The sequence below is a fragment of the Caldibacillus thermoamylovorans genome (genome assembly GCF_000751775.1).
Taxonomy (GTDB): domain Bacteria; phylum Bacillota; class Bacilli; order Bacillales; family Caldibacillaceae; genus Caldifermentibacillus; species Caldifermentibacillus hisashii.
Map to the genome: position 1 here is coordinate 1 of NZ_CCRF01000101.1, position 22802 is coordinate 22802.

Genomic DNA, 22802 nt, shown 5'->3' on the forward strand with positions numbered 1-22802 from the left:
TGAGAACCGCACTCGTCGCCAAAATTGAGCGTTTTTCAACTGAAAATGGTGACGAGAACAGCTCTCGTCGCCAAAATCGGGTGTTTCTGAACTAAAAATGGTGACGAGAACCGCACTCGTCGCCAAATTTGAGCGCTTTTCAACTAAAAATGGTGACGAGAACGAGGCTCGTCGTCAAATATTTGCGTTTTTTAACTGAAAACGGTGACGAGATTGGCTCTCGTCGCCAAAATTGGACGTTTCCTGGCTCAAAATAGCGACGAGAACGGCCCTCGTCGCTAAAATAGAGCATTTTCCGCATCAAAATGGTGACGAGAACCGCACTCGTCGCCTAAATTGAGCATTTCTCAACCAAAAATGGTAACGAGAACAGCTCTCGTCGTCGAAAATGGACGTTTCCTGGCTCAAAACGGCGACGAGATTGGCCCTCGTCGCTAAAATAGAGCATTTTCCGCATCAAAATGGTGACGAGAACCGCACTCGTCGCCTAAATTGAGCATTTCTCAACTAAAAATGGTAACGAGAACAGCTCTCGTCGTCGAAAATGGACGTTTCCTTGCTCAAAACGGTGACGAGATTGGCCCTCGTCGCCAAAATAGATCATTTTCCGCATCAAAATGGTGACGAGATTAGCTCTCGTCGTCAAATTTGGGCGTTTTTCAACTAAAAATGGTGACGAGATTAGCTCTCGTCGTCAAATTCGGGCATTTCCCTGCTCAAAATAGCGACGAGAATGACTGGACTGTTTCGTCGCCAAAATATGCCGTCTCCCACCTCAAAATAACAATAAAAAAGGTTGGCTTTCATTAGAACCAACCTTTTTCATTCCATATGTTATTTAACATTGGCAGCTAGTTTGGCGACCATTGCCTCCTCTTCTTTTTCCACATCATAAATTCGTTCAATGTCCGCTCCTAAGGCGGCCAGTTTACCGTGGAAGTTGACATAACCGCGGTCTAAGTGTTGGAGTTCTGTTACGCGGGTAATTCCATCAGCAGCAAGACCTGCAATAATAAGAGCCGCTCCTGCACGTAAATCAGTAGCTGCGACTTCTGCTCCTTGTAAATCTGAAGGTCCATTAATGATAACCGATCTGCCTTCAATTTTAATATTGGCATTCATACGGCGGAATTCTTCAACATGCATGAAACGATTTTCAAAAACCGTTTCTGTAATCATACTCGTGCCTTCTGATTTCAGTAAGAGGGCCATCACTTGAGCTTGCATATCAGTAGGAAAACCTGGGTATGGCATTGTTTTAATATCGACAGCTTTCAATTTATCCGGTGCGATTACACGGACTCCTTCAGCTTCTTCAATAAACTCTACACCCATTTCCTCTAACTTTGCGACTAAAGAAGATAAATGTTCAGGTACCGCTCCTTTTACATAAACATTTCCCCCGGTAATTGCTGCAGCTGTAATAAATGTGCCTGCTTCAATTCGATCCGGGATTATCGTATGGTCTGCACCATATAGTCGATCTACACCTTCTATACGGATGGTTTCTGTTCCTGCCCCCTTAACAATTGCTCCCATACTTGTTAAATAATTTGCCAAATCGACTATTTCCGGTTCTTTGGCACAGTTTTCAAGAATGGTTGTTCCTTCCGCCAGTGCTGCTGCCATCATGACATTTTCAGTTGCACCAACACTTGGAATATCAAAGTAAATTTTCGCTCCCTTTAGTTTGCCATCCACTCTTGCGTCAATAAAGCCATTACCTACTTTAACAACTGCCCCCATCGCTTCAAAGCCTTTTAAATGTTGGTCAATCGGTCTTGTACCGATTGCACATCCACCGGGTAACGCTACGCGGGCACGACCTAGCCTGGCTAAGAGTGGCCCCATAACCAATACAGAGGCTCGCATTTTTCGAACATATTCAAAAGGAGCTTCCGCGGTTAGCTCTCTTGTTGCATCAATGTGAACCATATTATTTTGAAATTCAACTTCCGCATTTAAATATCTTAAAACTTCATTAATTGTATACACATCCGAGAGAGACGGTACATCCCGAATGATACTTTTTCCATCACTTGCAAGTAGTGAAGCGGCGATTACTGGTAAAACGGCATTTTTGGCTCCTTCTACTTTTACGGTGCCGTTCAATCTCTTCCCGCCGCGGACGATGATTTTATCCAAATGTATTCCCCTCCGCGTCCAATATCTGTTATATTAATATTCAATTGTCAATATCGGTGTTCCAATTACAAAGGTTGTTTTATCTTCATTCGCTGTTTTTCTCAACGAAATCTGCAAATCAAAGGATCCCGCTTCAGTGGGGATTTCCTTTGTAAACAGTGGACTGTTTACTGTCAGAGAAACAAAATTATTCTCCACTAAGTTTTCAATCATTTTTCCATTAAAGTTATGAATAATTGTCATTGATTTTTCCAGCAAAGACTTATTAATCATATCATTGAACTCTCCCTTTATACAAGAAAAAAAGGATGGACTTTTGTGAAAAAATTTTGGTAAAAAATACTCTTGTCGCTTATCTACAAGATGATTGACTTTTTCGTTCCATTCCGACCCTTTTATCTCATAAAGGATGAATCCTTGGATATTTTCACCAATTAATTCGGTTGTGAGTTGGATTTTTTCAGCATACGGAAGTGATTGGTCAGAGGATTTTCCAGTTAAAATCAACCGATCTTGACTGATTTGTTTTTCCCAAGTAAAGTCTGGAATTTCTTTTTGCCACTGATCGGCAACTTTTTCAAAATCTGCATAGGAAAAATCCAATTCCAATTCTTCCCTAGCAAGGACTGACCATTCCTCGATATTTCCATTATGTTTACTGATTATATCCATCATTTTATTCAAATCCGAATCATTTGTTACAGAGTTAGCTTTACCAGAAAAAATAAGAATAAAAATGAAAAATAGCGTACATACTGTCATTTGTAAATAAAACCTTTTACTCATGTTCCTCTCCCCTTTACTACCATTGTTGGTTAAAAAGGGGGATGTCATACATGGTAAAAGTCGTCACAATTTGACACGGTTTACTCCTGAAAAAATCATGTGAATATCTGTAAAACGCCCGACACCTAATTATTTCAAATTACTTTCATCCATGTTCATTATGTAGGGAATTTGTCTGGACCAAACGATATAATCCAGAAAAAAATTAGCTACGATTGACCCTATGGCTATCGCTAATAAAATATATAGGAGCCGCCCTTGCGTTACCCGATTTTTTCGAATAAACTTTTCAAAATTCAATGATTGCAATGCCCACCATGCCAGGGCAATAAAAATTAAATTAGCGACAATACTTAATATACTGAAAACCCCGACATTTGAAAGCATAGCACACACTCCTTTTTGAATTTTGAATGGCTAGTACATACAATGTATATTTTAACATAGGAAATAAATTTATAAATTACTTTTTTCTTCCAAAAAGGAAATTATTTTGTGAAATATTTCATTTAAATGAAGGTGATTACAGTTTCTGGAAACTTGTTACGTCTTTCTATTAAAATTATCCACAATGTGTGAATTATTTTACGGGAAAATACTATCGAATTTTTATCAACTTCTATTTTCTCAACCCATTTATACACATATTTTACAAGGATTATCCACAAATTAAGCTAAGATATCCACTTTTCTAATGCATTTGTCCACAATATTCACCGATATATCCACAACAATTGAGCTGCTAAAATCCGCGGAAAAATAGAATATACACTGAAGTATAGGGAGCTCGCTCAGCACCTGTTGCGCTCCGCAAAACTCGGCGACTGCCGAACCTTTAGGGGAAAGCAAAGACGTAGTTCATCGGAAAAATATATAATTTTTTCGAGCGTGGTGTGTTGCTTTGAAGCTTTTCCTTTGAACTATACTTAAAACCTAAAATTTCTCACTGCACTACCTTGCTGGAAATTATACTTAACACACAAAAAAATCCCCTTAGCGGTTGGCTAAGAGGACTTTTCCGGATAAACGTGTACGTTACGTTATCTTGCATTTTGGGCGACATTTATTCGATTTAATGCACGTCTTAGGGCGAGTTCGGCTCGTCTGTAGTCGATTTCGGATTGTTTTTGTTTCCGAAGACGTTCTTCAGCCCGTTGTTTTGCTCGTATGGCACGATCAATATCGATTTCATTGGCATTTTCTGCAGCTTGAGCAAGGATTGTTACTTTATCCGGACGTACTTCCAGAAATCCTCCACTAACCGCAACCAAATCAGTATGACCGTCTTTTTTTAAGCGAACGGCACCAATGGCAAGTGGTGCCACCATTGGTACGTGTCCCGGCAAAATACCGAGTTCACCGCTGGCCGCTTTTGTGCTGACCATCTCTACATCTGATTCATAGACCGGACCATCAGGAGTAACGATACTTACGGATACGGTTTTCATTTCTTATCCTCCTCATAATCCAAATTACACTTCAACGCCCATAGATTTTGCCTTTTCAACGGCATCCTCAATTGTACCTACAAGGCGGAATGCTTCTTCAGGAAGATGGTCCCATTTACCTTCTAAAATTTCTTTAAAGCCACGAACGGTTTCTTTTACAGGAACATAGGATCCGGGTTGGCCTGTAAATTGTTCAGCAACGTGGAAGTTTTGTGATAGGAAGAATTGAATACGACGCGCACGATGAACGATTAATTTGTCTTCGTCGCTTAATTCATCCATACCTAAGATTGCAATAATATCTTGTAATTCCCGATAACGTTGCAATGTTTGTTGAACTTGACGAGCTACGGAATAATGTTCTTCCCCAACAATTTCCGGTGCCAATGCACGGGATGTTGATGCAAGTGGATCCACAGCCGGGTAAATACCCATTTCAGATAGTTTCCGTTCAAGGTTTGTTGTTGCGTCCAAGTGTGCGAATGTTGTTGCCGGAGCCGGGTCCGTATAGTCGTCGGCCGGAACGTAAATCGCTTGAATAGATGTAACAGAACCTTTATTTGTTGAAGTAATCCGTTCTTGCAATTGACCCATTTCCGTCGCCAATGTCGGTTGGTAACCTACTGCAGATGGCATCCGACCAAGCAACGCAGAAACTTCGGAACCGGCTTGAGTGAAACGGAAAATGTTATCAATGAAAAATAGCACGTCTTGTCCTTGTTCATCACGGAAATATTCAGCCATTGTCAGTCCCGTTAAAGCAACGCGCATCCGGGCACCAGGCGGTTCATTCATTTGTCCGAATACCATCGCGGTTTTCTTAATAACACCGGAGTCTTTCATTTCATAGTATAGGTCGTTTCCTTCCCGTGTCCGTTCACCAACACCGGCAAATACGGAAATACCACCGTGTTCTTGGGCGATATTATTAATTAATTCCTGAATTAAAACTGTTTTCCCTACACCGGCACCACCGAATAGTCCGATTTTCCCACCTTTAATATAAGGGGCAAGTAGGTCTACTACTTTAATCCCGGTTTCGAGAATTTCAACTTTTGTCGATAATTCTTCAAATTTTGGTGCAGGGCGATGAATCGGATCTCTGCGAACATTTTGCGGCAATTCACCATCTAAATCAATCGATTCACCTAAAATATTAAATACCCGTCCTAATGTGACATCACCAACCGGAACAGAAATAGGAGCACCGGTATCAATTACTTCCATACCGCGTACTAAACCGTCCGTTGATGCCATCGCAATTGTACGAACAGTGTCATCACCTAGATGTAAGGCGACTTCCAATGTTAAGTCGATGTCAACGTCTGCATCGTTTTGGGCTTTATGTTGAATTCGTAATGCGTTATAAATTTTTGGCAACTGTCCATTTTCGAATTTAACGTCGACAACCGGACCCATTACTTGAAGGATTGTCCCTTTATTCATCTTTTTCCCTCCTGACTATGTTACTTTTGTCCGTTCATTTGAAAAGTGTATGATTATCGTTTATTTGAAATTTATTCTAATGCGGAAGCCCCGGCCACAATTTCGGTAATTTCTTGAGTGATTTGTGCTTGGCGGGCCCTGTTATAGCTGATTGTTAACGTATTGATTAGTTCCATTGCATTATCCGTCGCATTCTTCATTGCCATCATACTGGACGCATGCTCACTTGCTTTACTTTCAAGTAATGCTCCAAAAATTAGACTTTCGGCATATTGAGGCAACAAGACTTCCAATATTTCCTCCACGTTCGGTTCAAACTCATAGATAAACGGTTTTGCAGCCGGTGCAATATCGGTTAATGGCAAAACCTTTTTCACAATAACATCATGTTGGATAACCGAAATATAGTGGGTATAAATGATATATAGCTCATCGTAGGTACCGTCAGAAAACATATCTACGGTTTTACTGGTGATGCTCTGAACCTCATTGAAATTCGGATGGTCATTTAACCCGGTAATTTCTAATAGGATGTTATGACCTTGTTTTTTATAGAAATCACGACCCACCCGTCCGATTGTAATCAAGCCGTATTCATCTTTTGATTTATGACGTTCTTGTAACAGTTGGTTGACTCGGCGGATGATATTGCTATTATAAGCACCAACTAATCCGCGGTCACCGGTAATGACAAGATAAGCTGATTTTTTTACCGGACGATGGATTAACATGGGATGTACAGCATCTGTCGTACCATGAGCAATACTGCCGACCACCTCTTGAATTTTTTCCATATAAGGGACAAATGATTTGGCATTCATTTCGGCACGGCTCATTTTGGAAGTAGATACCATTTGCATCGCCTTTGTGATTTGGCTTGTTTTTTTCGTTGAATTAATCCGTCCTTTTATTTCCCGTAAACTGGCCACTTTTCCTCACCACCTTATTGATTGATAAGCCTTTGTTATACGTTCGGTAAGTGGAGAAGTTCCCCCTCGATCACGAACCGGTTATTTTGATTCAGACACAGCAAATGTTTTTTTGAAATCATTAAGCAGTTGTGTCAATTCCTCATCTGCCGGAAGTTCACGAGTCGTTTTAATATGTTCGACAGCGGCCGGTTTGTTTTGATCGATCCAACTGTATAATTCATTTTCAAAGCGACGAATATCTTCTACCGGAATATCATCTAAAAATCCGCGTGTTAATGCGTATAAGATGACTACTTGTTTTTCAACCGCAATCGGTTTGTGTAAATCTTGTTTCAATACTTCAACTGTGCGTACACCACGTGCCAGTTTCGCTTGTGTTGATTTATCTAAATCGGAGCCAAATTGTGCGAATGCTTCAAGTTCACGGTAAGAAGCTAAGTCAAGACGTAATGTCCCCACAACCTTTTTCATGGCTTTAATTTGGGCGTTTCCTCCAACCCGGGATACGGATAGACCTGCGTTAATGGCCGGACGTACACCTGAGAAGAAGAGGTCAGATTGTAAGAAAATTTGTCCATCGGTAATGGAAATAACGTTCGTCGGAATGTAAGCCGAGATGTCCCCTGCTTGTGTCTCAACGAATGGTAGTGCAGTTAATGAACCGGCACCTTTGGCATCACTTAATTTTGCAGCACGTTCCAATAAACGGGAATGCAAATAGAACACGTCACCAGGATAGGCTTCACGACCCGGCGGACGGCGTAATAATAGGGAAAGTTCCCGATAGGCTGCCGCTTGTTTTGTTAGGTCATCGTAAATAACCAATACATGCTTTCCGTTATGCATGAACTCTTCTCCCATAGCTACACCGGCATATGGAGCCAGATAAAGTAATGGAGCAGGCTCAGATGCAGCAGCGGTAACGACAATGGTATAGTCTAAAGCACCGTATTTACGGAAAGTTTCAACCGTATTCCGAACAGTTGATTCCTTTTGCCCGATGGCGACATAAATACAAATCATATTTTCATTTTTTTGGTTAAGAATTGTATCAACAGCCAAACTTGTTTTCCCTGTTTGACGGTCACCAATAATTAATTCCCGTTGTCCACGACCGATTGGGACAAGTGCGTCAATCGCTTTAATCCCGGTTTGTAACGGTTCATGAACGGATTTCCGGTCCATAACACCCGGAGCCGGACTTTCAATTGGACGGGTTTTTGTTGTATGAATCGGACCTAATCCGTCAACCGGTTGTCCAAGTGGGTTTACGACACGTCCGATTAATTCTTCACCGACAGGAACTTCCATAATCCGTCCTGTCCGTCTAACTTGAGCACCTTCACGAATATCTGTAAAAGGCCCTAATATAATAACACCGACATTGTTTTGTTCAAGGTTTTGGGCCATACCCATTACACCATTTTCGAACTCTAGAAGCTCGCCGCTCATGGCATTATCTAATCCGTGGACACGAGCAATCCCGTCACCAACTTCGATGACCGTACCGATGTCGGTTACTTTCATTTCAGCTTGATAGTTTTCAATTTGCTGTCTAAGCAGTGTACTGATTTCCTCAGCTTTAATGCTCATTCATTTCACCCCTTATTACGATTTATCCTAATAGTTCGCGTTTGAGGCCGTCTAGTTTGCCACGCAAACTTCCGTCAAAGATGCGATTTCCAATTTGAATTTTTAAACCACCTAGTAAATCATTGTTAACAACGTTCTCTATTTCCAGTGATACTTTATTCATTTTCTTGGCGAATACGCTTGAAATCGCTAATTTTTCTTCGTCTGTAAGTGCACGGACTGATTCCACTTTCGCTGTTGCAATTCCTTTTTGATCATAGGACATTTCAATATATGCATCGATCATTGGAATTATCGAATCGACTCGATGACGGTCGGTTAACAATAGCAACGTATTTAATACATATGGTGAAAAGTCAGCACAAGCTTTTTTCAACGCATTGTGTTTTTCCTGATTTGAAACTTGCGGTGACTTTAAAAATGTCAAAATATCTTTATTGGAACCGAAAACTTCTTTGATGATTAGCAGTTCACTTTCAATTTGATCCACCAAATTTTTTTCTTGAGCTAACTGGAAAAGAGCAACAGCATACTTTGTTCCTGCAATGGTCTTACTCATTACTCTTCTCCTGCCTTTTTAATAGACTCTTGAATCAACTCGGCATGATCCTTTTCGCTTAATTCTTTCTCAATTACTTTCGAAGCGATTAAAACGGATAAAGATGCGACTTGCTCTTTTAAGGCTGCCACCGCATTCTCTTTTTCTTGTTGAATTTCCAAGCGTGCGGCTTCTTTATGCCGTTCTGCTTCTTCCCGTGCTGCACGGATAATTTCTTCTTTTTGAACTTCTGCTTGCTTTTTCGCATTTTCAATAAAAGTATGCGATTCTTGGCGAGCATTTTTTAACATTTCTTGTTGCTGTTGCAAAAGTTCTTTTGCTTCTTTTTTTGCATCCTCCGCTTGATTGATTTCACTGGCGATATGCTCTTCACGATCTTTCATTACTTTCATTAATGGAGCCCATGCAAATTTTTTCAAAAGCCACATGAGGACTAAAAATGCCAGAAGTTGGTATAAAGAATCGAGCACTGTAAAGCCTCCTGATGCAGCACCTAATACGAAACCATCTGTTAACACGCTACCATTCACTCCCTTCAAGAAGCACCATAAATACATTGTAAATTTATCAATTACGCTTTCATATTTTTTAGGCTATTTTCTAAAAGACTGTTGCAATCGATAAAAGATTATAGAAGCATCATTGCGTCAAGTATAATCTCAGTAGGTACAATAAGTTTAGAAACCTAAACAATTGTTTAATTTTTCAAAAACCGGCTTATTTTACATGTAACATAAAGGAATGGCGAAGGTTCTTATGAATGATCTCCGCCATTTACTTTTATAAAGCTTAGTTAACTTTATGAAAATAGTGCGATAAAGGCGATTACAACACCCATGATCGGAATCGCTTCTACCATACCGATACCAATGAACATAGTCGTACGTAATAGACCTGCAGATTCTGGTTGGCGTGCCATCCCTTCTACAGTTTTTGAAACGATCCAACCATTACCGATACCGGCACCTAATGCTGCCAAACCAACTGCAATTGCTGCTGCTAATGTTTCCATTTAATAAAATCCTCCTTTAATTTATAAAAATGTGTATTGTTTTCATGTTCGTGAACTACCCGCCACTTATTTAGTTAAATTTGAAGCAGGGGTTTCCAAAGGCATTTAGTTATCTAGGATTCTCATTCTTTGGGGCGTGTTCACTCCGCCGCTTAAGCTTAAGACAGTTATGTCTACAGCTGCTTTTCTGTTCTGTGACGATGCATCTCCCGCCTAAACGTTATCACGTTTCAAGAAGGGAAGTTAATCGCCTGAAAATGATATTTATATTAATGGTCTGCACTAACCTTATGGGCCATATAGACCATTGTTAACATGGTAAAAATAAATGATTGGATAGCTCCGATAAAAATACTAAACCCTTGCCATACCATCATTAATGGGAAAGCTAAAACCCCCCCGATAATGCCGCTTGTTCCTAAAGAGACAAGTAAAGCAAGAAGCGTCTCACCTGCATAAATGTTTCCGTAAAGACGAAGACCGAGTGTTAATGTGTTTGAAAATTCCTCAACGATCTTTATTGGTGTCATGACTTTCATCGGTTGCGTATATCCAAGTAAGTAATTCTTAGCTCCACGCAGCTTCACACCATAATAATGAGTTAAGCCGAGTACCATAACGGCCAATGTCATCGTAATAAGAGGATCGGCTGTCGGTGATTTCCACCATAGCTCATGGCCATAAACAACAGCAAATGGCAACCCAAGCATGTTTGACACGAAAATATACATGATCAATGTTAAAGCCAAAAGATGGAATCTGGCGCCATTTTTCCAGTCTAGGTTGCTTTGAATAATTCCTTTTACAAAATCCATCACCCACTCAATAAAGTTTTGAGCTCCGGTTGGTTTCATTGCGAGTTTGCGTGTACATAATAAAGCGATTAAAAATACTATTAGTGAGGAAATTGTTATCATCAAAATATTTGACGGGTTATATGTCAAACCCCAAAACAATTCCCTAACCGGTTCCTCATGATGCACGTTACTCACCTCTCTTCCTGTAACCTTTTTTTATAGTGAAAACAAGAGAATCGAGGGCCATGACAAGGTAAGATGTCAATAACCCAATTAAAGTAGATAAAATATTTATATCATTAGGAAATTGTATAGCGATTAAAATTGCTAATGCTGCGTAAGCAAACCTCGAAAGGGAACCGATAGAGTAAACTGCCTTACCTTTTGCGACAGCTTCACTCAGACGTATCGTTTTTTTATATAATAACCATAGATTAATAAAACTGACAGCTGTACCCAGTATGAAACCCAGAAATACTTCCTTGAATGATGTAAAACCCCATCCAAAAACAAAAATAGCTAACAGGTAAAACATATATTTTCGATAGCGATTATATAAAAATTGAATATCAGGCATTTTTATACTTCTCCTAAAGTCCGGGTTAGGCCGCACAAATATTTTCAAGCACACCAACCTTATTTTACACCTAAAAAATGCTATTTGAAAAAAATTTATATTGTAGTTTAGGAATAAATGATTATGTTGATGTTCAGATTTCAAAATCATATTTTCTGAGCGGTTATCTTCTATAGATTACAACCCGATAACGAAATTAAAACTAATAAAAGGTTTTGAAAAGGGGCTTAAATGATATTATACAATAGCATTTATATGGGAATGTGAAATTTCCACTAATTTTTTTTGTCCAGAAGTTTTCATTTCCGTCAAAAAAGTTCATAAAAGAACAAAAATCGCCATACAAAAAACCATAATTTTACAAATAAATGATGTATTCAAGTAGTTCATATTTTAACGAAAGAAATTTCATTATTACGATGGATTTTCAACTGTAAATAAGTTGAAAACCCTATCACCATACACTAAATAAGACTACAATAGTCTAGTTTTTATGTCAATTTATATACATAGAAAATATCGGTCTGTTTTTCGAGAATCAGTTATCATTCACAAATTTGTAACATTTTAACAATGTGTGGATAAATTATGAAATATCCCGGATTATTGTATTTCTATCAGTTGTTCAATGAAGTCTTCCTTTCCGGACTTTTTTGCAAACGCTACAGCAATATAGGTCCCTTTTTGCAAGTCTTTCTCTTGTTTAATTGTTTTTGTAATTAAGCCGCGCCGGACATTTTTTTCCCAATCCAAGTAATCGATAAATCGGTACGTATCCGGATCAAACAGGGCAATCCCAAATTCATCGGCGCCGCCCGGCAAATATGTTTCATATTTATAGAGATCCTCCCTCTCCGATTTTTCAAAGGAGAATTGCATAATTCGCGGATAATCCGGTTCAGCAACAACATATAAATACGGGATATGAATGGTTTGGCTTCCGCTGTGCATGTCAATGAACCCATTATAAATCTCATTTTTCTTATGTTGGTTTTTTACTTCTATACCAATGGTTATTTGTTTTTTCTCTTTTGGCTTTAAGTAAAATGGACTCGGCAAATCCCATGCAATAGTATCAGAGCGGAGTGGTGTAGAAAATGTACAGCGAATGGCGTGATCACTAACATTTTCTACCGTTATCATTTTCTTCGTTTCTTCAAATGTTTTCCCTTTTACTTTTCCATATTGAAGGGCAGCAGGCTGAATGATCGTCTCGGTACGTAATGCTTCCTCCATTTGAATCCGCCCGGCTCCTTGTTCAAATGACTGGTACAATTGATTTGCTTCATTTAAAAGTGGTTTGCTTGTACTCATGAGAACTGCTTTAATTTGTTCCGGGGTCCAGTCCGGATTTGCTTGTTTTAGAATGGCACTTGCCCCGGCAACATGCGGGGCAGACATACTTGTTCCTGCCAGCGGTTTATATCCGCCCGGCACTGTGCTTTCAATCGCAACACCCGGGGCAACGACGTCCGGTTTTATTTCCCAGCTAAATGTAACCGGCCCGCGGGAACTAAAATCCGCCAGCCTATCTTGTTCGTTTTTATTTACTATTTTAGCCGGCGTATTGCTCGTTTCTATAAGTTTCAGAAGATGTTCCCCATCTTTTTTTGATAGGAAAGCAACCGGTAAATTCATTTCACCATCCAACATTCCTAAAACCGCCTCATCTTCATTATTATAGATGATGACCGCCTTTGCCCCATATTTTTCAGCCGTACGGACTTTATCAGAAAAAGTTAGTTTTCCTCTCTTAAGGAGAACAATTTTCCCGTTCACATCTACATCTTGGTAATCTTTTTCTCTTCCTAATCCACCGGCAACTATCATATATGATCGATCGAGATTCCATGGCTTTGAACCGGTAAGAGGGGAGAGGCGAAATTGTTGACCATAATAGTCTACATACGGTATTTGAATCTCCGGCGTACTCGCACCGACCGAAATTGCTTGATGGGAAGTCCCCGGGGAACCTACCGTCCATAAATCCGGTCCTGAATTACCATTCGATGTGACTGCGACAATCCCGTTTTCCACCGCTTTATCTAAGGCAAGACTGGTTGGCAAATCCGGTCCGTTGATACTTGTACCCAAAGAAAGGTTTAACACATCAACCCGGTCCTTGATGGCTTGTTCAACGGCAGCAATGATCATCTCTGTTGTCCCAAATCCACCGGGTCCTAAGGCGCGATAGGCATAGATTTCCGCTTCCGGAGCAACACCTGTCATTTTTCCATTTGCGGCAATCACACCTGCCACATGCGTTCCGTGAAACGTATTATTTGGGCCCATATCGACTGTTTCCATCGGGTCATAATCATTATCGACAAAATCATACCCTTTGACATATGATTTTCGTAAATCCGGATGTGTGTAATCGATTCCCGTGTCAATAATGCCTACTTTGATTCCTTTTCCTGTTAAGTGGTTTCCATTTTTGTCGGTGAGATGGCGAATTTTACTTGTACCAATATAATTAATGCTGTTGAAAGTACCGTTTGAAATTTGCGGATAGGGACTTATATCCAGTTTGTATGTATAGGACGGATAGATGTTTTCAATGGAGGTTTTTTCGGCCAATTTTTTTATTTGGCTACTCGGACCCATTACAGAAAAACCGTTAAATATATTTTGAAAATGATACCTTAACTTCAGGTCCGGATAGGATTGGAGTAGTTGTTTCGCTTCACTTTCGGTCATCGGTTTATTTACTTTTACGATGACCGTTTGTTGCGTATCTTCATCTTGAGGAAGGGCAGGTCTTTCATATTTTCCTGCGTACACGTACTTTATGTTTATTGGGGCAGATAAAACGAAGATAGAAAAAATTAAGCAGAGAACGAAACATTTGCGGGCTATTTTCATAATCAAACCTCCCTGATTGAATAACTTTCCTATTAGTATGTCTGGGAAATTTGGATTTATTAGGTTTGATTAGGAACGGCCACTTGGTCTGCGGTTACGAATGTATTAGGTCTGAATGGGAACGTGCCACTTGGTCTGCGGTTAAATTTTATTGGGTTTCCAAATCTTAGGTAATGGCAGACCACATCTAGTCTGCAGTGTCAGATTTATTACTTGAGTTTCGCACCTTGGAAACCAATAAATTGGTAAAACCCGTTCTCGTCGACTTTTTGAGGCGGAAAAATCCACTTTTTGGCGACGACACCCGTTCTCGTCGACTTTTTGAGGCGAAAAACTCCCTTTTTTGGCGACGACACCCTTTCTCGTCGGCATTTTGAGGCGGAAAAATCACTTTTTTGACGACGAGATCCATTCTCGTCATCATTTTGGGGCGAAAAACTCCCCTTTTTGGCGACGAGATCCATTCTCGTCGGCATTTTGAGGTGAAAAATTCCTTTTTTTGGCGACGAGATCCATTCTCGTCGGCATTTTGAGGTGAAAAACTCCTTTTTTTGGCGACGAGACCCATTCTCGTCGGCATTTTGAGGTGAAAAACTCCTTTTTTTGGCGACGACACCCGTTCTCGTCGACTTTTTGAGGCGAAAAACTCCCTTTTTTGGCGACGACACCCTTTCTCGTCGTCATTTTGAGGCGGAAAAATCACTTTTTTGACGACGAGATCCATTCTCGTCATCATTTTGGGGCGAAAAACTCTATTTTTTGGCGACGAGACCCCTTCTCGTCGACTTTTTTGCGTGGGAAACTCCACTTTTTGGCGACGACACCCGTTCTCGTCGACTTTTTTGCGTGGGAAACTCCACTTTTTGGCGACGAGACCCCTTTTCGTCGTCATTTTTGTGCTGAAAAATCACTTTTTTGGCGACGAGATCTGTTCTCGTCGGCATTTTGGGGCGGAAAAATCACTTTTTTGACGACGAGACCCGTTCTCGTCGACTTTTTTGCGTGGGAAACTCCACTTTTTGGCGACGACACCCGTTCTCGTCGGCATTTTGAGGCGAAAAACTCCTTTTTTTGGCGACGAGATCCATTCTCGTCGTCATTTTGAGGTGAAAAACTCCTTTTTTTGGCGGCGAGACCCGTTCTCGTCACCACTTTGAGCCGAGAAACTTCATTTTTTGACCATCACCCCAAAACTAACCCACCATAAACAAAAGCGGCAACAATCACAATAGCCGGGTGAATTCTCCAACGTTCAATCATAAAAAAACTTATCACTCCAATCCCGACTGTTTGCCAAATACCAATTCCTTCATATGATTCAACAAAAAAGTCCCATGCCATCACACCAAGTAAAATCGCAATAATCGGGCGAACATAGCTCGTCAATCGTTTTACTTTTGGAGAATTTTTATACTTTAACAAAATCTTCAATAAAATTATCATTAAAATTAACGATGGGGCAACCGTAGCAAAAACAGCGATAATGGCACCTAACACACCGCCAACATCATAGCCAATATAACCGGCCATTTTTGTCGCAATCGGCCCCGGTAAAGAATTTCCCAATGCCAAAATTTGACTGAACTCCTGGACGGTATACCAGCCATAGCGATCAACCACTTCATTTTCAACTAAGGGGATTGAGGCCGGTCCGCCACCATAGCCCAGAATTCCGGGGATAAAAAACGCCAGAAAAATATTCCAATAGATCATGCGCCCGTCCTCTCTTTCTTTTTGACGACCTGTTCCTCCTTATCCCTTTGGACGAATGCAGCGATAAGAAATACGGCAATCACAATGGCCGGATGAATATGGAAGAATTGCAGAACGATCAAAATGAGAACACTTAGGACAATTGTTTTTCCGGTACCAAAATCCTTCTTTGTATTTTTTAAAAACTGCCAGGTTAACGTCCCCATCATGACACCGACAACCGGAATAATCGCTGCAATCATCCCGTTCACCCAATTAAATTGTTTTATTTTATTAATGGAAGCAAATAATAGAATCATCGCAACAATCGTCGGTAATATACTCGCCAAAATCGCATTGACCATTCCAACGTATCCGCCCACCCGGTAGCCGATATAACCGGCCATCTTCGTATTAATGGGTCCCGGCAAAGTATTGGCAAGGGCAAGAATATCCCCAAACTCTTCCGCATTCATCCAATCAAATCGCTCCACAACTTCCTTGTACACGAGTGGAATGGACGACGGTCCCCCACCATATCCCAAAATTCCCGAGCGAAAAAAAGCAATAAAAATGTCTCGCTGTTTTTTCATGTTACACACCTTTATCTGTTCAATGTAAGATACTTTGTTTTGCCTTGTACTTAAAATAACATATCGGTCCTCTGCCCAAAGCAAATTTTTTGAATTTCAATCATGCAAGATAGTATGAGGCTATATCAACATTAATCCTCTACCAAAACTAGTTTATGTTAATTTTCAATCACGCAAGATAGCATGAGGCTACATCAACATTGATCCTCTACCCAACTAGTTTATGTTAAATTTCAATCACCATGCAGCTGCCGTTCCATCCGTTCTTGACTCACTTCCGGCAATAAGACAACCTGATTTTTCATCTCGCCAAATGATTTGCCCTCTGCCAAAGTTGTTCGACTCAGATTGAATATTAACTTGATGTCCTCTTCTTTCCAACTCTTGGATAATATGGTGCGGAAAACGATTTTCAAATTCAACAACTTTACCTTTCATCCATTGCCATCTTGGTGCATCAAGGGCAGCTTGCGGATTTAACCCGAAATCAATCGTATTCATGATGACTTGGACATGTCCTTGTGGTTGCATGAATCCGCCCATCACACCAAACGGACCGACCGCTTCATTACCCTTTGTTAAAAATCCCGGGATAATTGTATGATATGTACGTTTCCCGCCTTCTAACGCATTCGCATGACTCGGATCAAAGGAGAAATTATGTCCCCGATTTTGTAAAGAAATTCCTGTCCCCGGTACAACTAAACCGGAACCGAATCCCATGTAATTACTTTGAATGAAGGAAACCATATTTCCGTCTTTGTCAGCCGCTGCTAAATAAACCGTGCCACTGCCGAAGGGATCACCCGCTTCAGGGAACAGTGCTTCCTCACCAATCCGTTTTCTCCTTGTCTCGGCATATGCTTCACTTAATAGTTGTTCCGGTGTCACAGGCATTTTATTTTTCTCTGTTACAAATTTCTGCCCGTCGCTAAATGCAAGTTTCATAGCTTCAATTTGTTTATGATACAGATCTACGGATTCTTTTTCATGAAACTCAAAACCTTTTAAAATATTTAATGCTAAAAGTGCAACGATACCTTGCCCATTCGGCGGAATTTCCCATACATCGTAGCCACGATAGTTAACATTAATTGGCTCCACCCATTCCGGTCGATAATTGGCTAAATCTTCATCTGTTAAAAATCCACCTGTTTCCTTAGAGAATGCGGCAATTTTTTCCGCCTGCTCACCTCTGTAAAACGACTCGGCATTCGTTTCTGCAATTAATTGCAGTGTTTTTGCATGGTCGGGTGATGCCCAAATTTCGCCGACCCGTGGTGCCCGCCCTTTTGGTGCAAAGGTTTCAAACCAATGCTTAAAGTAATCCTCTGTTAATTTATTTTTATAAATAGAAAAAGCCCGTTCCCAAAATCTTCCTAAAGTTGGGGAGATTGGATATCCTTCACTTGCATACTCGATTGCAGGTTTTAATACTTCCGATAACGGTAATTTGCCAAACCGCCTCGACAGCTCTGCCCAAGTACCGGGAGCCCCTGGAACCGTCACCGGAATCCAGCCATGGGTTGGAATCTCATTAAATCCCCGTTCTTTCACAGCATCGATGGAAATCGATTTTGGCGCCGGCCCACTCCCATTCAAACCATATAACTTTCCGTTTGTCCAAACTAAGGCAAATGCATCACCACCAATACCATTCGATGTCGGTTCAACAACAGTCAAACAGGCTGCCGTGGCAATTGCCGCATCAATGGCATTCCCGCCTTTTTTTAAAATCTCCAATCCGGCTTGTGCAGCGAGGGGCTGAGAAGTAGCAACTATCCCCTTTCTTGCATAGATAGCGTTCCTAGGAATTGAATACGGATTGGACAGATGGTTAAATGAAATCACGAACCTCTCCCCCTTATTTTCTGAATTATATTGAATGATACAAACAAATTAACATTTTGTCAATAATAAATCAGACAAAAATAAAAATTTATTATATTATAGTTTCCATTTTAAAAGTTAATTTAAATAATGACTTACATTTTGTTATTTTTATTTGATAATATATTTCATATGGGTTGTTCAACACATTCTTACATTAAAAAATTTCTGCTATTATATGAAAAAGGCAGTTTGAAAGGAGATGTCGCAATGAAGTTAGATGATGTCGATAAGAAGCTATTGAATGAACTAACGAAAGATGGACGAATTTCCTATGTTGAATTGGCAAAAAAAGTCGGCCTTTCCCGGGTGGCCGTTAAAGATCGAATTGAAAGTTTAAAAGAACGGGGGATTATTGAAAAATTTACCGTTGTTATTAATTCAGAAAATGCAGGGAAACAAGTATCCGCATTCTTTGAGGTGGATGTGGAACCGATGCAACTGATTAAAGTAGCTGAGAATTTGGCAGCAAACCCAAATGTTGCCAGTATTTACCAAATGACCGGTCCAAGTACACTTCATATGCATGTTTTAGTTGAGGATTTTAAAATGCTAGAATCATTCATCAACACTGAGCTTTATTCTGTTGAGGGGATTACTCGAGTGGAAAGTTCTGTGATTCTCAGGAGATTTAAAAGCAGAAGTGGTTTCAAACTATAATCGAATTCGAAATAAACCCGCTTTATTTAAAACTGTCCAGTGGAACTTTGGTAAGATTTAGTGAATTTACACACATTGATTCATTGAATCTTACCAAATAAGAAAACCACTCGGACAGTTTTTTGTTATTCTGTCAAAACTAATAAATGATATCTCCATCGTTCTACCGTGATATTCCATAGCTTCCAATATATTTATTCATCCACAAAATGATGGTAAAAAGTTCATTTTTAATCATAAATGTATGCGCTATTATGTATTTTCTTTATTTTTGTTAATTCAAACTGTTGACAACCTTTAATTTGTAAACTATTATAGAAACTAATTTAAAATTTTTCAAATGTTATATTAACCTAATTTTTAAGGAGGGGTGGAAGATGGTACAGTTTATTATCAGAAGATTTGCTCAGATGGTTCTATTACTCATTGGTATTTCTTTTATAGTTTTCATGAGTATGCATCTTGCCCCGGGCGATCCGGCAACAATCATCGGCGGACCAACAGCAACTAAATCTGATATTGAAGCGATTAGAGCAGATTTGGGATTGAACAAACCTGTGTTAGTCCAATACATTGATTATATGAATGGCCTTATTCATGGTGACCTCGGCTATTCTTACCGGACAGGGCAATCCGTTACAGAAGCAATTACGACCAGATTTCCGATTACAATTAAATTAGCCGTAGCAAGCATGATTGTTGCTATCGTAATTGGAATAACAGCCGGAATCATTTCGGCAAGGAAGCCCAATTCCATGCTTGACTTTGCCAGCACAACTTTTTCGTTGGTCGGTGTCTCAATTCCAAATTTTTGGTTAGGGACAATGTTGATTCTATTATTTTCCGTAAATTTACAATGGTTGCCGATTGGTGGATTAAATTCTCCATTCTATACAACAGAAGGTTTTAAAGAGCTAATTTTACCGGCCATTACCTTAGGGACATCAACAGCAGCTATTATTGCCCGGATGACACGCTCATCTATGTTGGAGGTAGCCCAAGCTGATTACATACGAACTGCGCGTGCCAAAGGGGTCAAGCAGAGAAAGGTTGTTTGGGTTCATTCGTTGCGTAATGCATTGATTCCTGTTTTAACCGTTGCCGGAATTAACTTCGGCGGCTTGTTGGGAGGAACGATCATTACCGAGCAAGTTTTTGCCATCAATGGAATTGGTAGACTAATGATTGAAGGTATTGCTTCTAGAGATTTTCCAATGGTACAAGGAACTGTCCTCCTTGTTGCTGGAATCTTTGTTTTCATTAATTTGATTGTTGACCTTTTATATGCAGCTGTTGATCCAAGAATCAGCTACGACTAATAAGGGGGTGAGATTTTTGGAAAATGGAATAGCATTAGAAAAAAAGGATGTTAATAGAGGGAAAAAAGGCCATTTTTTGTTAGATACATGGAAACGGATGTGTAAAAATAAACTGGCTCTTATTGGGATTTCTATTATTCTTATTCAGGTGATTTTAGCAATATTTGCTCCGGTTCTCGTGGCTCATGATCCTTACAAACAGGACTTGGCAAGCGCCAAACTAAGCATCGGTACAGCAGGTCACTTCCTTGGAACAGATAACTACGGTAGAGATATGTGGTCACGACTTGTATACGGTGCACGGATTTCCTTGATTGTCGGTCTTACTTCCGTCGTACTTGGATTAGCTGGCGGAGTCCTTCTCGGTCTGATTAGTGGATACTTTAAAAAATTAGATGCCGTCATAATGCGTATCGTTGATCTTTTATTTGCCTTCCCCGGTACATTGTTGGCTATGCTCATTATTGCAATGTTGGGGACAAGCTTAGTAAATGTCATCATCGCCATCAGTATCTGGTCTATTCCGGGTTGTGCACGAATTGTCCGAGGCAGTGTTTTATCGGTCAAAAACCAAGAATATATTTTGGCCATGAAATCAATCGGAGCAAGTCATACACGGATCATTTTTAAACACATATTGCCAAACTGTACAGCGCCAATTATTATTTTTGCCACAACAAGAATGGCTACAGCAATTCTCTCTTGTGCATCTCTTAGCTACCTCGGGTTAGGTGCTCAACCGCCTTCACCTGAGTGGGGTGCCATGATAGCTGCAGGACAAGATTTTATGTGGGAAGCACCACATATGGCCATTTTACCAGGTATTGCAATCATGTTGACCGTTTTCGCATTCAATGTTGTTGGTGACGGGTTGCGTGACGCATTAGACCCAAATATAAAATTTGATTCATAATCATAATTACTTAAAGGAGAAATAGTCATGAAGAAAAATTTAATAAAATCATTGGCAATCCTTTTTACCTTGTCCTTGGTTCTCGCAGGTTGTTCCGGTAACGGTAGCAACAAAGCAAGTGGGTCTTCAAGTGGCGGGGCAGCAGCACAAGAAATCACATATGCATCAACCGCTGATGCAGCCGGGTTATCCCCGATTGATACAAATGATCAACCTTCTACAAATGTCATTGCGCAAGTTTATGAAACACTGTTTACCTTAAACCCGAAAACTATGGAACCGGAGCCGCTCCTTGCTGAATCCTATGAAAATCCGGATCCGAATACATGGGTGATTAAGCTGAAAAAAGGAATTAAATTCCATGATGGGACAGATTTCAATGCCGAAGCTGTAAAATATACATTTGAACAAATTAAAGATCCGAACCGTGCAGCACCAAGAGCTTCCTTACTAGCACCAATTGATTCAATTGACGTGCAAGATGAACATACAGTTGTTATTAAAACGAAAGAACCATATGGACCGATGTTAGCGGCACTAGCTCATTCAAACGCATCGATTGTAAGTCCAACTGCTGATAAAAAAGGCGATATTAATAAAAACCCAGTCGGTACAGGTCCATTCAAATTTGTTGAATGGGTACCGGGTGATCATGTCACTTTAACTCGTAATGATGACTATTGGAAAAAACCAGCAAAACTTAAAAAAGTAACATTTAAGGTTGTTCCGGAAGCTTCAACAGCAATCTCAATGTTGCAAACTGGTGAAGTTCAATTTATCGACGCAATCCAATCCGATCTTTTATCTAGGGTTAAATCATTAAAAAATGTTAACTTAAAAATTTCTGAAGGTACTCGTGTTTCCTATTTAGGCTTCAATATGGATAAAGCACCATTCAATGAATTGCCATTTAGACAAGCAGTTGCCTATGGTGTTGATCAAGAAGCTTATGTCAAGCAACTCAATGGTTTAGGAGAGTATAACGAAAGCATTATTGGCCCAAAAGTATTTGGTTATAATGAAAAGGCAAAAGAGGCTGGCTACCCGTATAACCCTGAAAAAGCAAAACAAATTGTGAAAGAACATGGTTATAGTAGTACCCCGATTACCATCTTAGTCGGAAACACAGGGAATTATATGAAAATGGCTGAAATTGTTCAATCCCAATTATCCGAAATTGGTTTAAAAGTTAAGATTGAATCAATGGAATGGGGTTCATTCTTGGATGCTGCAAGAACAGGGAATTTTGAAATGACCTTCTTAGGATGGGCAAACAGTACCGGTGATGGTAGCGAACTGCTATATCCAAACTTGCATTCCAATAATATTGGTTCATCAAACAATGTCCGTTATAACAATCCTGAATTTGACAAACTTGTTGATGAATCCCGGAGTACGGTAGATCAAGAAGTTCGTAAACAAAAGTTGAACGAAGCCAATTTAATGGTAATTAAAGATGCCCCAATGATAGTAATGGATCACGGAATGGTATCTGTCGCTTATGATAAATCTATTTCCGGTTTAACTGTTGATCCTACAGGTTTATGGTATTTATATAATGTTAGTAGAAAGTAG

The 22802-nt window shown here is 40.0% G+C and carries 25 protein-coding genes; 5 read left to right on the top strand and 20 right to left on the bottom strand.

The window, feature by feature from the left end; all coding sequences use genetic code 11:
• Window positions 1-139 precede the first annotated feature (139 nt).
• The 17 genes from BT1A1_RS18885 to BT1A1_RS18900 all read right to left on the bottom strand — a co-directional run bounded on the left by BT1A1_RS18885 (window position 140) and on the right by BT1A1_RS18900 (window position 14740).
• Window positions 140-292: a hypothetical protein gene (locus BT1A1_RS18885; protein ID WP_156103280.1), complete on the bottom strand. Its 153-nt coding sequence runs from the start codon at window positions 290-292 to the stop codon at window positions 140-142.
• 195 nt (window positions 293-487) lie between these two features.
• A complete protein-coding gene (locus BT1A1_RS18890) occupies window positions 488-646 on the bottom strand; it encodes a hypothetical protein (RefSeq protein WP_156103281.1) in 159 nt (52 codons plus the stop codon).
• A 35-nt stretch (window positions 647-681) separates the two neighbouring features.
• A complete protein-coding gene (locus BT1A1_RS19535; protein WP_269147502.1) occupies window positions 682-807 on the bottom strand; it encodes a hypothetical protein in 126 nt (41 codons plus the stop codon).
• 27 nt (window positions 808-834) lie between these two features.
• Complete coding sequence (gene murA / locus BT1A1_RS16145) at window positions 835-2145, bottom strand: UDP-N-acetylglucosamine 1-carboxyvinyltransferase (protein ID WP_034773179.1); 1311 nt, start codon at window positions 2143-2145, stop codon at window positions 835-837.
• Window positions 2146-2178: 33 nt separating this feature from the next.
• Window positions 2179-2931, bottom strand: coding sequence for a YwmB family TATA-box binding protein (locus BT1A1_RS17560; protein ID WP_051989202.1), 753 nt, complete (start codon window positions 2929-2931; stop codon window positions 2179-2181).
• Window positions 2932-3060: 129 nt separating this feature from the next.
• Entirely contained in the window at window positions 3061-3318 is a 258-nt protein-coding gene (locus BT1A1_RS16155) for a DUF1146 family protein (RefSeq protein WP_034773180.1), read from the bottom strand.
• 653 nt (window positions 3319-3971) lie between these two features.
• Window positions 3972-4379, bottom strand: coding sequence for a F0F1 ATP synthase subunit epsilon (locus BT1A1_RS16160; RefSeq protein ID WP_034773181.1), 408 nt, complete (start codon window positions 4377-4379; stop codon window positions 3972-3974).
• A 24-nt stretch (window positions 4380-4403) separates the two neighbouring features.
• Window positions 4404-5825 carry a F0F1 ATP synthase subunit beta gene (gene atpD, locus BT1A1_RS16165; RefSeq protein WP_034773182.1) on the bottom strand — a complete coding sequence of 474 codons (1422 nt, stop codon included), beginning with the start codon at window positions 5823-5825 and terminating at the stop codon, window positions 4404-4406.
• A 71-nt stretch (window positions 5826-5896) separates the two neighbouring features.
• Window positions 5897-6754 carry an ATP synthase F1 subunit gamma gene (atpG, locus tag BT1A1_RS16170; RefSeq protein ID WP_034773183.1) on the bottom strand — a complete coding sequence of 286 codons (858 nt, stop codon included), beginning with the start codon at window positions 6752-6754 and terminating at the stop codon, window positions 5897-5899.
• A gap of 81 nt (window positions 6755-6835) precedes the next feature.
• Window positions 6836-8350 (bottom strand): F0F1 ATP synthase subunit alpha, encoded by a 1515-nt coding sequence (gene atpA, locus BT1A1_RS16175; protein WP_034773184.1) that lies wholly within the window; start codon window positions 8348-8350, stop codon window positions 6836-6838.
• Window positions 8351-8372: 22 nt separating this feature from the next.
• Window positions 8373-8909: a F0F1 ATP synthase subunit delta gene (locus tag BT1A1_RS16180; RefSeq protein WP_034773186.1), complete on the bottom strand. Its 537-nt coding sequence runs from the start codon at window positions 8907-8909 to the stop codon at window positions 8373-8375.
• Complete coding sequence (gene atpF, locus BT1A1_RS16185) at window positions 8909-9427, bottom strand: F0F1 ATP synthase subunit B (RefSeq protein ID WP_034773188.1); 519 nt, start codon at window positions 9425-9427, stop codon at window positions 8909-8911. The genes BT1A1_RS16180 and atpF overlap by 1 nt, the downstream gene beginning before the upstream one ends.
• 281 nt (window positions 9428-9708) lie before the next feature.
• Window positions 9709-9921, bottom strand: a complete 213-nt coding sequence (atpE, locus tag BT1A1_RS16190; protein ID WP_034773189.1) for a F0F1 ATP synthase subunit C — start codon at window positions 9919-9921, stop codon at window positions 9709-9711.
• A gap of 269 nt (window positions 9922-10190) precedes the next feature.
• The gene (gene atpB, locus BT1A1_RS16195; protein ID WP_034773190.1) at window positions 10191-10904 is read right to left on the bottom strand and encodes a F0F1 ATP synthase subunit A; all 714 of its coding nucleotides are present in this window, start codon (window positions 10902-10904) and stop codon (window positions 10191-10193) included.
• Window position 10905: 1 nt separating this feature from the next.
• On the bottom strand, window positions 10906-11295 hold the full coding sequence (locus BT1A1_RS16200; RefSeq protein ID WP_034773191.1) for an ATP synthase subunit I: 390 nt from the start codon (window positions 11293-11295) through the stop codon (window positions 10906-10908).
• Window positions 11296-11898: 603 nt separating this feature from the next.
• On the bottom strand, window positions 11899-14160 hold the full coding sequence (locus BT1A1_RS16205) for a S8 family serine peptidase (RefSeq protein WP_034773192.1): 2262 nt from the start codon (window positions 14158-14160) through the stop codon (window positions 11899-11901).
• 187 nt (window positions 14161-14347) lie between these two features.
• Complete coding sequence (locus BT1A1_RS18900) at window positions 14348-14740, bottom strand: hypothetical protein (RefSeq protein WP_156103283.1); 393 nt, start codon at window positions 14738-14740, stop codon at window positions 14348-14350.
• Between the two features lie 75 nt (window positions 14741-14815).
• On the opposite strand from BT1A1_RS18900, the gene BT1A1_RS18905 reads away from it, so the two are divergent.
• Complete coding sequence (locus tag BT1A1_RS18905) at window positions 14816-15265, top strand: hypothetical protein (protein ID WP_156103284.1); 450 nt, start codon at window positions 14816-14818, stop codon at window positions 15263-15265.
• Between the two features lie 77 nt (window positions 15266-15342).
• Here BT1A1_RS18905 and BT1A1_RS16220 read toward each other — a convergent pair whose 3' ends face one another.
• From BT1A1_RS16220 to ggt, 3 genes are all read right to left on the bottom strand, one after another.
• Window positions 15343-15873 (bottom strand): chromate transporter, encoded by a 531-nt coding sequence (locus tag BT1A1_RS16220; protein ID WP_034773198.1) that lies wholly within the window; start codon window positions 15871-15873, stop codon window positions 15343-15345.
• On the bottom strand, window positions 15870-16445 hold the full coding sequence (locus tag BT1A1_RS16225; RefSeq protein WP_034773200.1) for a chromate transporter: 576 nt from the start codon (window positions 16443-16445) through the stop codon (window positions 15870-15872). Before BT1A1_RS16225 ends, BT1A1_RS16220 begins: the two co-directional genes overlap by 4 nt.
• 237 nt (window positions 16446-16682) lie before the next feature.
• The gene (ggt, locus tag BT1A1_RS16230; RefSeq protein ID WP_156103285.1) at window positions 16683-18296 is read right to left on the bottom strand and encodes a gamma-glutamyltransferase; all 1614 of its coding nucleotides are present in this window, start codon (window positions 18294-18296) and stop codon (window positions 16683-16685) included.
• A 249-nt stretch (window positions 18297-18545) separates the two neighbouring features.
• On the opposite strand from ggt, the gene BT1A1_RS16235 reads away from it, so the two are divergent.
• The 4 genes from BT1A1_RS16235 (at window position 18546) to BT1A1_RS16250 (ending at window position 22802) form a co-directional block, all read left to right on the top strand.
• The gene (locus tag BT1A1_RS16235; RefSeq protein WP_034773201.1) at window positions 18546-18995 is read left to right on the top strand and encodes an Lrp/AsnC family transcriptional regulator; all 450 of its coding nucleotides are present in this window, start codon (window positions 18546-18548) and stop codon (window positions 18993-18995) included.
• A 377-nt stretch (window positions 18996-19372) separates the two neighbouring features.
• The gene (locus BT1A1_RS16240; RefSeq protein ID WP_034773202.1) at window positions 19373-20314 is read left to right on the top strand and encodes an ABC transporter permease; all 942 of its coding nucleotides are present in this window, start codon (window positions 19373-19375) and stop codon (window positions 20312-20314) included.
• Window positions 20315-20330: 16 nt separating this feature from the next.
• Window positions 20331-21227, top strand: coding sequence for an ABC transporter permease (locus tag BT1A1_RS16245; protein ID WP_034773204.1), 897 nt, complete (start codon window positions 20331-20333; stop codon window positions 21225-21227).
• A gap of 27 nt (window positions 21228-21254) precedes the next feature.
• On the top strand, window positions 21255-22802 hold the full coding sequence (locus tag BT1A1_RS16250) for a glutathione ABC transporter substrate-binding protein (RefSeq protein WP_034773206.1): 1548 nt from the start codon (window positions 21255-21257) through the stop codon (window positions 22800-22802).